General features: G+C 56.6%; 13 protein-coding genes. 6 read left to right on the forward strand and 7 right to left on the reverse strand.

The window, feature by feature from the left end; translation table 11 throughout:
• Nucleotides 1-157 precede the first annotated feature (157 nt).
• The gene (locus tag QM647_RS08160) at nucleotides 158-1,213 is read right to left on the reverse strand and encodes a PepSY-associated TM helix domain-containing protein (protein ID WP_414995010.1); all 1,056 of its coding nucleotides are present in this window, start codon (nucleotides 1,211-1,213) and stop codon (nucleotides 158-160) included.
• Between the two features lie 173 nt (nucleotides 1,214-1,386).
• Between QM647_RS08160 and QM647_RS08165 the strand changes: the two genes are divergently transcribed.
• The 3 genes from QM647_RS08165 to QM647_RS08175 all read left to right on the forward strand — a co-directional run bounded on the left by QM647_RS08165 (nucleotide 1,387) and on the right by QM647_RS08175 (nucleotide 4,415).
• On the forward strand, nucleotides 1,387-2,184 hold the full coding sequence (locus tag QM647_RS08165) for an AraC family transcriptional regulator (protein ID WP_414995011.1): 798 nt from the start codon (nucleotides 1,387-1,389) through the stop codon (nucleotides 2,182-2,184).
• Between the two features lie 495 nt (nucleotides 2,185-2,679).
• On the forward strand, nucleotides 2,680-3,369 hold the full coding sequence (locus QM647_RS08170) for a hypothetical protein (protein WP_414995012.1): 690 nt from the start codon (nucleotides 2,680-2,682) through the stop codon (nucleotides 3,367-3,369).
• An 11-nt stretch (nucleotides 3,370-3,380) separates the two neighbouring features.
• A complete protein-coding gene (locus QM647_RS08175) occupies nucleotides 3,381-4,415 on the forward strand; it encodes a YncE family protein (RefSeq protein WP_414995013.1) in 1,035 nt (344 codons plus the stop codon).
• Here QM647_RS08175 and QM647_RS08180 read toward each other — a convergent pair whose 3' ends face one another.
• The 6 genes from QM647_RS08180 to QM647_RS08205 form a co-directional block, all read right to left on the reverse strand.
• Nucleotides 4,416-5,714, reverse strand: a complete 1,299-nt coding sequence (locus tag QM647_RS08180) for a sensor histidine kinase (protein ID WP_414995014.1) — start codon at nucleotides 5,712-5,714, stop codon at nucleotides 4,416-4,418. It abuts the gene before it with no gap.
• Nucleotides 5,715-5,749: 35 nt separating this feature from the next.
• Nucleotides 5,750-6,415, reverse strand: coding sequence for a response regulator transcription factor (locus QM647_RS08185; RefSeq protein WP_414995015.1), 666 nt, complete (start codon nucleotides 6,413-6,415; stop codon nucleotides 5,750-5,752).
• A complete protein-coding gene (locus QM647_RS08190) occupies nucleotides 6,415-6,771 on the reverse strand; it encodes a PepSY domain-containing protein (RefSeq protein ID WP_414995016.1) in 357 nt (118 codons plus the stop codon). Before QM647_RS08190 ends, QM647_RS08185 begins: the two co-directional genes overlap by 1 nt.
• A 100-nt stretch (nucleotides 6,772-6,871) precedes the next feature.
• On the reverse strand, nucleotides 6,872-7,594 hold the full coding sequence (locus QM647_RS08195) for a hypothetical protein (protein ID WP_414995017.1): 723 nt from the start codon (nucleotides 7,592-7,594) through the stop codon (nucleotides 6,872-6,874).
• Nucleotides 7,595-7,673: 79 nt separating this feature from the next.
• A complete protein-coding gene (locus QM647_RS08200) occupies nucleotides 7,674-9,023 on the reverse strand; it encodes an ATP-binding protein (protein WP_414995018.1) in 1,350 nt (449 codons plus the stop codon).
• Nucleotides 9,024-9,061: 38 nt separating this feature from the next.
• The gene (locus tag QM647_RS08205; protein WP_414995019.1) at nucleotides 9,062-9,715 is read right to left on the reverse strand and encodes a response regulator transcription factor; all 654 of its coding nucleotides are present in this window, start codon (nucleotides 9,713-9,715) and stop codon (nucleotides 9,062-9,064) included.
• Between the two features lie 299 nt (nucleotides 9,716-10,014).
• Between QM647_RS08205 and QM647_RS08210 the strand changes: the two genes are divergently transcribed.
• The 3 genes from QM647_RS08210 to QM647_RS08220 all read left to right on the forward strand — a co-directional run bounded on the left by QM647_RS08210 (nucleotide 10,015) and on the right by QM647_RS08220 (nucleotide 14,022).
• Nucleotides 10,015-10,743, forward strand: coding sequence for a Fur family transcriptional regulator (locus QM647_RS08210; RefSeq protein WP_414995020.1), 729 nt, complete (start codon nucleotides 10,015-10,017; stop codon nucleotides 10,741-10,743).
• Between the two features lie 279 nt (nucleotides 10,744-11,022).
• Nucleotides 11,023-12,657 (forward strand): TldD/PmbA family protein, encoded by a 1,635-nt coding sequence (locus QM647_RS08215; protein ID WP_414995021.1) that lies wholly within the window; start codon nucleotides 11,023-11,025, stop codon nucleotides 12,655-12,657.
• Nucleotides 12,658-12,687: 30 nt separating this feature from the next.
• Nucleotides 12,688-14,022, forward strand: a complete 1,335-nt coding sequence (locus tag QM647_RS08220; RefSeq protein WP_414995022.1) for a TldD/PmbA family protein — start codon at nucleotides 12,688-12,690, stop codon at nucleotides 14,020-14,022.
• Nucleotides 14,023-14,080: the final 58 nt, after the last annotated feature.

Below are 14,080 nucleotides of genomic sequence, written 5' to 3' on the forward strand. Positions count from 1 at the left end.
ATTATTGAAATCAGGCCGCGCCCTGCGGATCGCTGATCGCATGTTGCCAAACTGTCGCACTATCTTCATAGAAACGTCGAAAATGCGGTCTTGACGCCGTACATTTTTGTGCAGCGCAAGGGTTCGCTTAAAGCTTGCGGAAGGGGCATTTAAACACTTACCGGGACAGGCGTCTGCGTTTCCACCATAAGGTGAGGCCCAGGCCAATCATGGCTAGAAGCCAAAGCCCGATGAGCAGTTGCACAATGCGGCCAAAAAAACCGCCAATTTGACCGGTATGCAGGGGATAGATTACGTCCAGCAAAAGCCGAGGCGCACTGTGCAGGCGGCGTGCATCGTAGACACTCAATATCCGGCCATCGGTCGCGCTCACGAAAACAGTCGTCATGCCCCAAATGCGCGGCATTTCGCCGGGTGCGTGCAGGCGAATCTTGTAGAACGGTTGGTCATCAGCCGCCATTGAAAAGCCGGAAAGCGTGGCGCCCGGATAGGCCGATAGCGCGGCATTCAAGGCTTGCGACGGCGCGATATGAGAGGACGTCTGGGCCGGAAGACCTTGGGGCGGTGCGATATCCACTTTGAAACCCGTTTCGATGGCATCATCGAACGCCAGGAGGACCCCGGCCGCAACGGTTATCAGGGCAGGCACCGACAGCCATAAACCCAGGGTTCTGTGCCAGCCATACAGAAATGGTACGCCAGCCTTGGTTTTCGGTTTGCGCAAAGCCTTCAACCACTGTCCGGCACGGGGCCAGGCCAGCTTTAGGCCCAGGCCGAGATTGGTAAGAAGGAGAAGGCCGCTGATCCCGATGAAGGTTCGCCCGATGTCGCCTAACATCAGTGCCATGTGCAGATCACTCAGGCGGTCGTAAATGTTACCGTTAGACAGGCCGGAGTTGTCACGATCACGTACAGCGTGGCCTGTGCCATCGACACGCAAGGTACGATCAACGCCGCCTTTGCTGTAATAGATGTCAAACCGGTCGCCACGACCCGTTGCGGCCCAGACGGATGAGACCTCCGTTCCGGCCTGAGCGACAAGGGTATCGAGATGTGCGCCAAAGGTCTGTGCCTCGAAACTCGCTCGAGGGCCGCGGGTTGTCGCGTCATCCAGGTCCCACCGGAAAACGATCAAACAGCCGGTTACAGCCTGAAACGCCCAGAGGGCTGCGAAGACAAGGCTGACATAGCGGTGTAGAAGTTTAATTTGCATAGAGCAGTGTGCGCATGAGATTGCGCCTTGGGCTGTCAAATTTGGGTCAACTGCTGCTTCTCGAAGGACAGATGGTCACGGGACACTTGCCTCGAAGTCCGTTTTGTGTCGCTCTAGGTTTGGCATATTAGAGCAAATTATGAGCTTATTGTCAAAAATGGGCCTAAGTCGTAATGAGAAGCACTCACAGCAAAGATTATCAGCAAGTCAACCGGCCGATCGGTGTATTGTTCGACGAATACGCACCGGGCTTTGTCGATCCATGGCATAGCCACGAACGCGCACAGCTTGTTTATGCAACGGCCGGCGTCATGTCGGTCATTACCGATCAGGTCAGCTTTACGGTCCCACCGCAACGTGGAATTTGGATCCCGGCCGGCGTCAGACATGAAGCCCTGTGCCGTGGCCGCGTCTCCTTGAAGACCCTATATGTTGAGCCGGGAACCGATGAACGGCTGCCTCGAAAATGCATGAGCCTCAAGGTTTCGCCCTTGCTTCGGGAGCTCATAATCGAAGCCGGCAAGCTGCCAGTGGAATACAGTCTTAACGGCCGCGAAGCCCGAATTATGGATTTGATCCTGGATGAGATCATCGACGCGGTGGAGCATCCAACGCACGCCCTGAACCTGCCCATGCCCACGGATGAGCGTATCCTGCGCATTTGTCGCGCTATTATGGATGATCCGGCGAGCGAAGATGATCTGGACCGGTGGGCCAATGTGGCCTGCATGGGGAGACGCACCTTCACCCGTGCTTTTCGTCGTGAAACAGGCGTGACCTTCTCTGAATGGCGCCAGCAGGTTCGATTGTCGCAGGCCGTTTCGATGCTGGCGTCTGGCAAATCCGTGACAACTGTCGCTTACGATGTCGGATATAATAGCCCCAGCGCCTTTGGCGCCGTCTTTCAAAAGGCTTTTGGCGCGACGCCCAGTCAGTATTTCAGTCACCTGCGTAAATCTGCGAGCGCCTAACCAAGGCGGCGGAGCCAGTGAGCAGAGGCCAGGTGAGAACTTCGCCTGACTGCACCTCTAAACGAAGGCGCCTGTGAGGATATAACCGACAACTAGTCCGGCGGGCGGCAGGTCGCCGCGACGCGCTTGGGATGATGTCGGTGATGACGGGCACAATAAGATGGCGAGCAGTAGGTACGGGCCGATCCACACGCCGGCAACGCGGAGTCCGCCCAGTGGCACCCTAAATGGACGTTGAAGCGCCTGGCGTTTTCCGAAGCCGGATCAGGCTCAAGCCGGCTGCGGAATAGGCGAAAGGGCGCGCAAAATCTCAAAATCAGGCCATCTGGCACCGATGGCAGCGACGACAGTTGAATTGGGTCAAGTTGCCGCTGACACGGGCCAAATTGGGGGAGGGTGGCCTTGTCTGTCAGCCCCGCGTCAGCAACTCTCTTCTACGCCGTACGCACTAGGTTCCGATCTCCGGAACGCTTATGATTTCAAAGGGAAATGCTTATGCGTATAGCGTCTATGTGCTTCATCTTCAGTGCGGGAGCAGGGTTCGCTGCCTCTGTTCAGGCAGAAGAGGCAAAACCTTATTTTACGGTCTCTGGTCAAGTGACTGTAGCCACAGATGGCATGAGTAAAAATACGTCGGAGACCGATAACAAGCCTCAGGCAACCGCCTATATTCAGGCCGCTCATGGCCCCATCTTCGTCGGTGTAAAGGTGAAAAATGTCAAAGGCTCGGACGGCAGCGATTCTCAGCAGGAATACGCGCTCGGCGTCAAAGGCTTCAAAGGGGGATTTCAACTAGGGCTTCAGGCTGCCTACAAGATCAAGGTCGGCGCCAAAAATAGTGACAGCCACTACGTGGAATGGAAAGGCGACGTGGCACGAACCTTTGGAAGAACCACAGCCAAACTTGAGGCGGAATATGCGGCCGATTCATCAGGCAGTACGGAAGAGGCCCTATTCGTCGAAGCCAGCGTGATACAGAAGCTCAGCACAAGATGGGCTGTATCCGGTGGCGTGGCCACGCGTCAGGTGGACCCGAAAAAAAATTACAATTCAGCCCATTTCGGTGTGATTTATAATCTGCTGCCGAAGACCAGTCTGGACCTGCGTTTCTACGACACCGACAAGCATGAATACGGCAATCGGTATCAGGAACACGTCGTCCTCAAACTAATCCAGAAGCTCTAAGGGAGATATCTATGAAATACTTTGCTATTGCCTCGATCAGTTGCCTGGCCCTAGCGACTGCCCTGTCAGCGTGTTCGCCGAAATCGCCCTCGACGCCGGCAACAGAAACGGGTGTGGCGCCTCAATGGAAAGTGGTCAACACGATTAAGGCCCAGGATGGGGGTTATGACTACGCGTCAATCGACGCGCCGGCGAGACAATTGTTTATCGGTCGCCAATACGGCGTCATGACTGTCGATCTTAAAACCAATGCTGTTGGCACACTGATCGAGCGGGATGACGTTGCGTCTGTCCTCCTGATCCCTGAGACAGACCTGATGCTGACGACAAACAATGGTGCCGATACCGCCACATTGCTCAATCGAAAATCCGGACAAGTGTTTGCGGATATCAAGACGGGAAAGGGGCCGGATGGAGCGATGTACGAGCCGGCCTCCGGGCTTGCCTTTGTGATGAACGGGGATAGCGAGGACATCACTTTGATCGATATCAAAGCTGCGAAGGTGGTTGGCCGGATCAAGGCGGACGGCGCGCCTGAAGCCGCAACGACAGACGGAAAAGGTTCGGTCTTTATAAATCTGGAGGACAAGAATCAGATCATGGTTGTCGATGTCGCCAGCCGAAAAGTAAAAGGCCATTACGATCTGCCAGGATGCAATGAACCCACAGGCATCACCTATGACTCTGTAACCGGTCTGTTGATACCGGTTTGTCACAACAATGTTGCCAAGCTGATCGATGCCGCGACCGGGGCGGACAAGGGGAGTATCCCAATTGGCGCTGGTGCTGACGGATCGCTTTTCGATCCGAAAACCCGGACAGGTTATGTCTCCTGCATCGACGGGACCTTGACCCTGTATCACTTGGATGAAAAAGGGCAGGCCAAGGTCCTGCAAACCGTGAAAACGTCCGATGGCGCCCGCACCGCCGCTTTTGATCCGGTCACACAACTGGTCTATTTGCCGGCGGCGACCGTCGAACGGGACGACAAAGGCGAGTATGTGCGTGCGGAGAAGAATTTTAGCGTTGTGGTGGTTGGAAAATAACTAGGCCTCTGGCGTCCACGTCAAGGTGACGCTGAGGCCACCTAAATCGGAATGACCGAAGGCGATATCGCCTTCGGTCGCTTCGATCAGATCGCGTACGATGGATAGGCCAAGCCCGTGACCCGTTCCGGCTTCGTCCAGACGCTGCCCTCGCTTTACCGCCCGTTCCATGCGCTCCAGTGCGACGCCCGGGCCATCGTCTTCTATACGCAAACCCAGGGGTTCGCTGACCAGGCGCACGCGCCTTCGGGCATGTCGGGCGGCATTTTCGGTTAAGGCACCTATCATCTCAGCCAGATCCTCCGCTGCCACGGGCAGAACGAGGTCTGGTGGAACATCTGTATCGAAGATAATGTTCTCTCCCCGGTCAGTTCGCTCAATGACCGAAATAACGCGTTCTACAACGGTCGCTGCGTTGGTCTGGGCAACTGACTCAATGGCGGCTCTGGCAGCAGCGCTCCGTGCACGCGTCAGTTCGGTCTCAAGCGCGGCTCCAACGACCGATATGGCTCTGTCTAATCCGTCCGCGGCGAGGACCGCGCCTGATGTCCTGGCTTTGCGACTTTGGGCGGACAAAACGGCGAGAGGGGTTTTCAGGCTATGTGCCAAATCGGCGGCCCGTCTCCTCGCCCGTGCCAGGTCGCCCTCGCGGGCCTCTGCCAGGGCATTAATCGCTGTGATCAATGGCAGGATTTCGACAGGGTAGCGCGTGGTCAAACGCGCCGCCGGACTTTTGCGCAATCGCTCCATCTCGCTCCGCAGCCGAACGAGGGGACGGAGTCCCAATGTCACCTGAACGTAGGCGGCGATGGCCAGAACCACCCAAAGCACAAAAAGTGAAATCGCGAGCTGTAATCCAAACTCTATATTCGACTGGGCGATATCGGTGTCGGGTTCAGCCAGTTGAATAATGAGGATCGGGCCGTCTGTACCGATCTGTACGCGACGTGAGATGACCAGAAGGCGATCGGAGAAGGGCCCTTTTATGATCCGATGTGTCCACCGCGTGGGGGCTGCGTCTGTCGGTGCCGGCAAGCTCTGGTCCCAAAGGGAAGGGGAGTGCAGGGTCGCCTTCGGCGCAGATATCTGCCAGTAGAGGCCGCCGGCGATTTCTGTGAAGCGCGGGTCAGCCTGGTCACTGTGAACCTGCGGCGTGCCTGAGGTGTCAATCGTGACATCGGCGACAAGCCGTTCGGCATGGCGCACGAGGACACGGACTTCTCGTTCGACCGCGTGGTTGCGAAACAGCACAATCAGGCCTGCCCAAGCGAGCGTCAACGCCAAAAAAATTGCGAGCATCGCACCCGCCAGAAGCCGCAATCTTAGAGACGCCGTCACCCGTGGGCTCCAATCAGCCTGTAACCCAGGCCGCGTCTCGTTTCGATTTTCTCGGCGCCGATCTTACGTCGAACACGGGCGATCAAGGCTTCGATGGTATTGGCATCGGTTCGATCTCCAGAGCCGTACAGGTGCTCGGCAATTTCGGTCGCTGAAACGACGCGGTCGACCTGATGCACGAGGTAGTCGAGGAGACGATATTCAAGTGAAGACAGACGGATGGCCTTGCCCTGTATCTTGACCGCCATCCGATTGGTATCCAGCGCCATGTGCCCGAGCGAGATAACAGGAGACGCAAGGCCAGCCGAGCGCCGGATCAGGGCGCGCATACGCGCGATCAGTTCGCCGAGTTGAAACGGCTTGGCGAGATAATCGTCAGCGCCAGCTTCGATACCCTCGACCTTTTCTGTCCAGTCGCTGCGGGCTGTGAGAATCAGTACCGGAAAAGCCCGGCCTTCCGAACGCCATCTTCTGAGGATCGACAAACCGTCAAGCTTTGGCAATCCGAGATCGAGAATGGCAATGTCATAATCCTCGACATCTCCATAATACCACGCCTGCTCACCGTCCGTCGCAAGATCGGCAATGAACCCGGCGGCCGCGAATTGGCATTTCAGATCATCGGCCAATTCCGGATCATCTTCGACAAGCAGGACGCGCATCAGTCGGTTCGTACATTCACGACGACGCCGGTCTTCGCATTGACATCGACCTTGCGCACGACACCAGATGGCGTGAGGATTTTAAGTTCGTAGTTCAGCCCCCAGCTTTCCTGCTCTAACTCGACTTCAAGGATGTCGCCTTCAACGGCCTTTTGTCCGATCTTGAGTATTTTAGGCAAGGAAATGACCTCGCCGCGCCGAACCGCTTCTCTGATGGCCTCCTGCTCGAAATCACGGGGCCTGTCGTGATCGTGAGGGGGGCGGCCATGGGGGCGGGGCTCCCAAGCGATCGCATAGGAACCGACCATGAAGCCGCAGCCAGCCACAAGGGCGGTCAGCGCAATGGCATTGATCAAGAAGATTCTTTTCATGCAAGAGCTATATATGAAGGCGGCTGACACGAAGCTGACGAACGCTGGTCAGGCCTTGACGCTTTCATATGGGCGATACCGCAGATCATCCGTTTACGGCCCCACGCGCCCAATTATCCTGCGACAGCGCATAAAAGATAACGATCAAGCCGATGAATATACAGCCCGTCAAGAGTGTCGCTTGAGGCAAACCAACCCAATGCGCCAGCGCGTCGCCGCCACCTGTGCCCGCCGTGCGAACGACGGCCAGGCAAAGCCAGTAATACAACGCATGCGTCCACAGTTTGTAGCCGGCGACGATCAGCCCGAGCGCAAGAAAGCCGAACAGCAGGGCGGTTCCAGGGGGCATAAGGTGCAGACCGAAGGATGCGAAATCACCGCCGATTGTGCCTAAGATACCAGCCAGAATCATGCACACCCAGTAAAGGGGAGAGACATTCAACGGACCGGACGCGTATGCTGTCCGATTGCGCTGGTAGGCGTAGAGGCCGACACAGGCAGCATAAATTGCTGCTGTGATCGGCAAGGAAAGGCTGAAGCCTATGTTGAAATCGCCGAATGCATCGCCAATGTTGGTCGCCGCAGTGCGGATGACGATTATAACCGCCCAAAAAAAGAGGGGGCTTCCCTTTGTCGATCGCTTTTCCACCAGGAAAATCAACAACAAGGCGCTCATCAACCACGGCAATCCGTCCAGATGCCCGAGCTTCAATTCTTCTGCGAAGTAGTCACCGGTATTCGTACCGAATACACTCGCGGCGATCAGACATATCCAATAGGCGGCATTGATTTTCGGTATTGTTTTCAACGTGGATCCCCTGATGCGGCTTGAGCATATAACCTGCCCGCCTCTTATCAGGTGAGGCTGACGTGAAACTGAACGGCAGTTATTCGAAGGAGAGACGAACCAGAAGACCTGGTCCTGTCTGCGGTGACAAGAGGGTCACGGCACAATTCAATTGTGCAGCGGCCATTCTAACGATTGCGAGCCCCAGACCGCTGCCGGAGGCCCGCGTGCCTTTAATCCGATAGAAGCGCGCGAACACCTTGACGCGCTCGTCCTCCGGTATGCCAGGCCCACGGTCCCGGATGTCAAGGTGGACAGTTTTGCCCTCAATGAAGGTCGTCAGGTCGATGTCAGCGTCCGCCGGGGAGTACTTGATCGCGTTATCGATCAGGTTCCGCAGAATGATCCCAAGCAGCTGCGGATTGGCGACTACGGACGCATCTTGGGTATTGTCGATATTGAAGCCGATACGTTTTCGTTCAGCTTCCGGATAGAGATCGAGCAGAGCTTCCGTTACCACCTCAGACAGGCGGATTGAGCTTGGAGACAGGTTTGCGTATCGCAATCTCGCAATGGTCAGCAGCTTATCCATCAGGTTGGCGGCGCGATCGACGCCCTTGGTTAGTTCAGCCAGGGCCAGTCTTCTTTCGCGGGCATTGCGGGCCCCCGATACAACTTCCGTCTGGGCGCGAACGGCGGCGAGAGGCGTCCGCAACTCATGTGCCGCGTTGTCCGTGAAAAGACGCTCCTGTTCGAGCGAATTCGAAATAGTTTCCAGTAAGCCATTGATCGAAAGGGATAAGGTTTGAAGCTCCTCAGGTGCGCTCACGGTGTCAATGGGCGTCAGTTTGTCTGCTGAGCGCTCGCGAACCGAATCCGCGAACCGCCGCAGATCTTTCAATCCCCAGACGATGCCACGCCAGACCGTGAATGTGATGATCGGTATAGCGAGCGTTAGCGGCAGGATCAGGCCCCAAAAAACCCGCGCGATCAATTCATTCCGCGCTTTGATGTTTTCTGCCGCCTCTATGACTTCCTTGCTCTCTGGCAGATAGAGAGTGAAGTAACGCCAGTGTCCCGCCTGGTCCCGGCTCTCCGAGTAACCGGCGGGATGCGGTGTCTGGTCAATCGGTGCGTTTCGACTGGCGAACACCAGATCACCATCACGCCAGATCCGAAAACGCCGCCAGCGCGTGTACTCCCTAAACCCCGCACGCGAGCTGTGATCAAGCGTCTCAATTTGCCGTTGGAAGTCAGGCGCCTCAGGCCCGCTGGGCTGAGCGCGATAATAGTGTAAAAAATTCACTGCAGTCGCCAATTGGGCGTCGTAAACTTCACCGATCTCAAATCGCGCCCCCATGTACCCCGCAAAGCCGACCAAGCACAGGATGGGCAGCAATGGCAGCAGTACGCCCAGCAACAGTTGACGCGTAATCGACGGCTTTTTCACCTGTGACCTTCTAACCCACTTGCATGACTGTGACGCGGCTAATCCGGGATGACATAGCCAACCCCCCGTACATTGCTGATCAGGTCTTTACCGAGTTTCTTGCGTATAGTGTAGACAGCCGCTTCGATGGTGTTGCTTTCGACATCACCATCCCAGCCATAGACATGGTCTTCGATTTCCCTCTTGCTGAGGATGCGTCCCACCCGTGTCATCAACAATTCGAGGATACGATATTCCCGGCCAGTCATCTTTATCCACTTGCCGCCTTTACGGACAGTGTGGGCTCCAATATCGAGCTCGATATCCTGATAGACGATGAGGGATTGTGCGTGCCCTTGCGTCCGTCGCACGACAGCACGAATACGCGCCAGAAGTTCGACCAGTTTGAACGGTTTGACGAGATAATCGTCAGCTCCCAGGTCAAGACCTTCGATGCGTTGTTCAAGGGCATCTCTTGCTGTCATGATGATAACCGGCATCTTGGATTTCTGTCTGAGGGTTTTCAATACCTCAATTCCCGAAATGCCCGGCAGGTTCAGATCAAGAGCTACGGCTGTGAAGGCAGTGCTCCGCACCGCGTCAAGGGCGGTTTCGCCATCTGTAACCCACTCGGGGCTATAGCCGGCCTGTTCGAGACCCGTATACAGGGCCCGCCCCAGTAGCTCGTCGTCTTCAACCAGCAAGATGCGCATAGCCGTTCACACCCAAAATCTACGACATCTGTCGCGTTAGCATTTGTTTATGAAGGGAAACTGAAGGGATGAATGACATCGCGGCAACACAGAAAATGGAACTCCGTTTCAACGACTATTTGCGTTGCGACCAGGGCTGGATGCTGGAACACGATTGCAGACATTCCTTCGATCGAGTCAATAGAAATGCCTCTCTGGCTTGGCAAAAGACTTTCAAGTTTCGACATGCGGGGCACCGCGCAAAGGGATGAACTCCAAAGCCTGGCTCATGTCGGCGAACCCAGAGCGCAGAGGTGGCTATGAGCCTGCGCATCGAACGTCTGTCGACACTACTCGTGTCCAAACATATCCGGCCAACTCTGCAGCGCCGGATCATTGCTATGGTTCTGCTTGATATCTCGACCGCTTCGAGCGTGGAGAGTATCCACGCACGCGCTAATAAAATCGATTCAACCCTGTCGCTGAGCACAAGCTATCGAACGCTAAAACTGTTCGAGCGTGCAGGCCTGGTGGCGAGGACAGAAGCCATGCGAGGCAATTGGTTTTATGAGCCGACGTTTCGGGATCTCATTGAGCACAATGGCGAGGATTTTGCCGTTACCGGCCATTCACAGCTGGAGCAACGCTGCCAGGACGCGGGGGTGCGGCTCAGCAGCCAAAGGCGTCTTCTTCTCAAACTCCTGTCCGAGGCCGAAGACCACCCCGACGCAGAGGAGTTATGCGGGCGTGCGTGCGTATTGGATCCGAACCTGTCCATTTCCACGGTGTACCGATCACTGAAGGCTTTTGAGGAAGCGCGTATCGTCCAACGTCACGATTTTGGAGATGGCCGCAACCGATACGAGGTCTTTGCCGATGAACATCACGACCATCTCGTTGATAGCGTGACCGGAGAGATTACGGAATTCCACGACGCGTCGCTTGAAGACCTGAAGCAAGCCTTGGCCCAGAAGTTAGGCTATCGCTTATGTTATAATCGGCTGGTACTTTATGGTCATCGGGTTACGTCAACGAAGGCGCAGCCTTGAAACGGGGAGCACGTCACAGGCTTAGTGAATTGAAATAATCATTTTAATTCATCCCAGGGGAGTGAGGCTGGGGTGCAGTGTCTGTTCTTAAGGCTGGATAATAAATACCGTATAATAAAGTCACACCGGGAAGATAATTACAACATTAACAAAAAGCCACTTGACGCCTTTAAATGGCGCATGAAACTCTTCCAGTTTCGCAGTGCGGTATGGCCTTGCCTGTCGTTCTGCGGCTCATATGTTCGCCTGGATGCGAACCTCAACCTGTGGAGAGACGCTTTGTACAGACGTAATTTCCTGGCCATGATGGGCCTCAGCGCGGGTGGGGTGCTGGTACCTTCCCTGTATGGACGGGCGATCGCTGCCGAAGCGCTTCTGACGGTTATGGATGTCGGGTTTAAAAAGACCCTCGCGGACGCCGCGCTCAATGCCGCCACGAGTGCCGGCGCCACCTATTGTGATGTCCGGGTCGGGCGCTATCTCAATCAGTTTGTCATCACGCGTGAAGCCAATGTCGAAAACGTCGTCAACACGGAATCGACCGGTTGCGGCATCCGCGTGATCGCCGGCGGCGCCTGGGGTTTTGCTGCCACCAACGAGCTGACGCCGGAAGGCGTGGCCAAGGCCGCAAAACAGGCGGTCGCCATTGCCAGGGCCAATTCGACAATCCAGACGGTGCCGGTCCAGCTGGCCCCGGTCAAGGGCGCGGGCACAGTCTCATGGAAGACGCCGATCAAGAAGAATGCCATGGAAGTACCGCTCAAGGAAAAGGCGGACATGTTGCTGGACGTCAATGCCGCGGCGCTGGCGGCGGGTGCCGATTACGTCAATTCCATCCTCTTCCTGGTCAATGAGCAGAAGTATTTCGCCTCGACAGATGGTTCCTATATCGACCAGGATGTACACCGCATCTGGGCGCCCCTGACCGTGACCGCCGTCGACAAGGCCAGTGGCAAGTTCCGCGAACGCGAAGGCCTGTCGGCGCCGATGGGACTCGGTTACGAGTATCTCGATGGCGATGCCAGCCAGAAGTTCGTTTCGCCCAACGGCGTCGTGAATTACGGTCTTAGCTACGACATGAAGGAAGACGCCATCGCCGCCGCCAAACAGGCGCGCGAAAAACTGAAGGCGCCTTCGGTAAAACCCGGCAAGTACGACCTGATCCTCGATCCGTCGCACACCTGGCTGACCATCCACGAATCCGTCGGCCACCCGCTCGAACTCGACCGGGTCCTGGGCTATGAAGCCAACTATGCCGGTACCTCCTTCGCCACGCTCGATAAGCGCGAGGCGCACTTCCAGTATGGCAGTGAAAACGTCAACATCGTCGCCGACAAGACCCAATACGGCAGTCTGGGCGCCGTGGGCTATGACGACGAGGGTGTCAAAACCAAGAAGTGGGACCTGATCAAGGACGGCAAGCTGGTCGATTACCAGGTCATTCGCGATCAGGCGCACATCATCGGCAAGACTGAATCCGATGGCTGCTGCTATGCCGACTCGTGGTCGAGCGTACAGTTTCAGCGCATGGCCAACGTGTCGCTGCAACCTGGCAAGACCAAGCTCGCCGTGGCCGACATGATCAGCAAGGTCGAAAACGGCATCTATATCATTGGTGACGGCTCCTTCTCCATCGACCAGCAGCGCTACAACGCCCAGTTCGGCGGCCAGCTGTTCTATGAGATCAAGGACGGCAAGATCACCCAGATGATCGAGGATGTGGCCTACCAGATCCGTACGCCGGAATTCTGGAACGCCTGCGTCGCCGTCTGCGACGATAGTGACTACCGCATGGGGGGCTCCTTCTTCGACGGCAAGGGCCAGCCCGGTCAGGTGTCGACGGTTTCGCACGGGTCTTCGACCGCGCGGTTCAACGGCATCAATGTCATCAACACCGCGAGATCCCTCGGTTAATCGGCGCCAGGCGAATTAGGAGAATATAAAATGAGCATCCTTACAGAAGCGCAAGCCAAGGCCATTCTCGACAAGGTCATCAAGCTGTCCACGGCCGATGAGTGCGATGTGCAACTGACCGGTTCGATCGACGGCAATATCCGCTTTGCCCTGAACAATGTTTCGACCAGCGGCATTGTCACCGACACCTCGCTGGCCGTGCAGGTCTCCTTCGGCAAGCGCGTGGGTACCGCCACGATCAACGCCTTCGACGACGCTTCCCTGGAACGCGTTGTCCGCCGCGCCGAAGATCTGGCGAAGCTGGCGCCCGAAAACCCGGAATTCGTGCCCCTCGTCGACAAGCAGATCTACAAGCCCACCGACACCTTCAGCCCGGCTACCGCCGCCATCACGCCGGAAGATCGGGCCAAAACGGCAGCGGCCTCGATCAAGCCATGCAAGGACGCGAAACTGATCGCCGCCGGTTTCCAGACCGATAGCCAGGGGTTCACCGCCATCGCCAATTCCAAGGGCAATTTCGGCTACCAGACCTATACCAGCCTCGACTACACCTGCACCGTCCGCACTGAAGATGGACGTGGTTCGGGCTGGGTTGGCCACAATGTCCAGGATTCGACCGAGTTCAATCCGTCCGACGATATCGAAATCGCCAAACAGAAGGCCCTGGCCTCCGTCGATGCCAAGGCGCTGGAACCGGGCAAGTATACCGTCATTCTGGAGCCGGTGGCGGCCTCGGGTCTGATCTCCTTCATGATGAACTTTTTTGGCGCGCGCTCGGCCGATGAGGGCCGCAGCTTCCTGTCCAAGAAGGGCGGCGGCAACAAGCTGGGCGAACTGGTCTACGACCCGCGTGTCACCATCATTGCCGACCCGTGGCATCCGGGTGCCGCCGTCCTGCCATGGGATGGCGACAGCCTGCCACGCGAGACTATGCCCCTGATCCAGGACGGCAAGATTGCCAATCTGGAATATAGCCGTTTCTGGGCGCAGAAGCAGGGCAAGGTCGCCAAGGGGCGCTCCGGTAACCTGATCATGTCCGGCGGCACCAAGTCGATATCGGAACTGGTCAAGGGGACGCAAAAGGGCATACTGGTGACCCGCACCTGGTATATCCGCATGGTCGATCCGCAGACCGTGCTGCTCACCGGCCTGACCCGCGACGGCACCTTCTATATCGAGAACGGCGAGATCAAGTATCCGGTGAAGAACTTCCGTTTCAACGAGTCGCCGGTTATCATGCTCAACAATATCGAGGAACTGGGCAAGCCGGTGCGCGTGGCGGGCGATGAGTCCAGCTACGTCATGATGATCCCGCCGATGAAGCTGCGTGACTTCACGTTCACCTCACTGTCGGATGCCGTCTGATCCATGAAGCGATGTGCGCGTACCGCCGGTCCGGTTCCTGAAAATCCCTCAAGGGACA

Origin of the sequence: Asticcacaulis sp., assembly GCF_047605585.1 — a bacterium.
In the GTDB taxonomy this organism is placed as follows: domain Bacteria; phylum Pseudomonadota; class Alphaproteobacteria; order Caulobacterales; family Caulobacteraceae; genus Asticcacaulis.

Excerpts from the sequence above, each read along its gene's own strand:
- QM647_RS08165 (WP_414995011.1), top strand. The coding sequence starts at position 1,387 with ATGAGAAGCACTCACAGCAAAGATTATCAGCAAGTCAACCGGCCGATC.
- QM647_RS08220 (WP_414995022.1), top strand. The coding sequence starts at position 12,688 with ATGAGCATCCTTACAGAAGCGCAAGCCAAGGCCATTCTCGACAAGGTC.
- QM647_RS08175 (WP_414995013.1), top strand. The coding sequence starts at position 3,381 with ATGAAATACTTTGCTATTGCCTCGATCAGTTGCCTGGCCCTAGCGACT.
- QM647_RS08210 (WP_414995020.1), top strand. The coding sequence starts at position 10,015 with ATGAGCCTGCGCATCGAACGTCTGTCGACACTACTCGTGTCCAAACAT.
- QM647_RS08185 (WP_414995015.1), bottom strand. The coding sequence starts at position 6,415 with ATGCGCGTCCTGCTTGTCGAAGATGATCCGGAATTGGCCGATGATCTG.
- QM647_RS08170 (WP_414995012.1), top strand. The coding sequence starts at position 2,680 with ATGCGTATAGCGTCTATGTGCTTCATCTTCAGTGCGGGAGCAGGGTTC.
- QM647_RS08160 (WP_414995010.1), bottom strand. The coding sequence starts at position 1,213 with ATGCAAATTAAACTTCTACACCGCTATGTCAGCCTTGTCTTCGCAGCC.
- QM647_RS08180 (WP_414995014.1), bottom strand. The coding sequence starts at position 5,714 with ATGCTCGCAATTTTTTTGGCGTTGACGCTCGCTTGGGCAGGCCTGATT.
- QM647_RS08205 (WP_414995019.1), bottom strand. The coding sequence starts at position 9,715 with ATGCGCATCTTGCTGGTTGAAGACGACGAGCTACTGGGGCGGGCCCTG.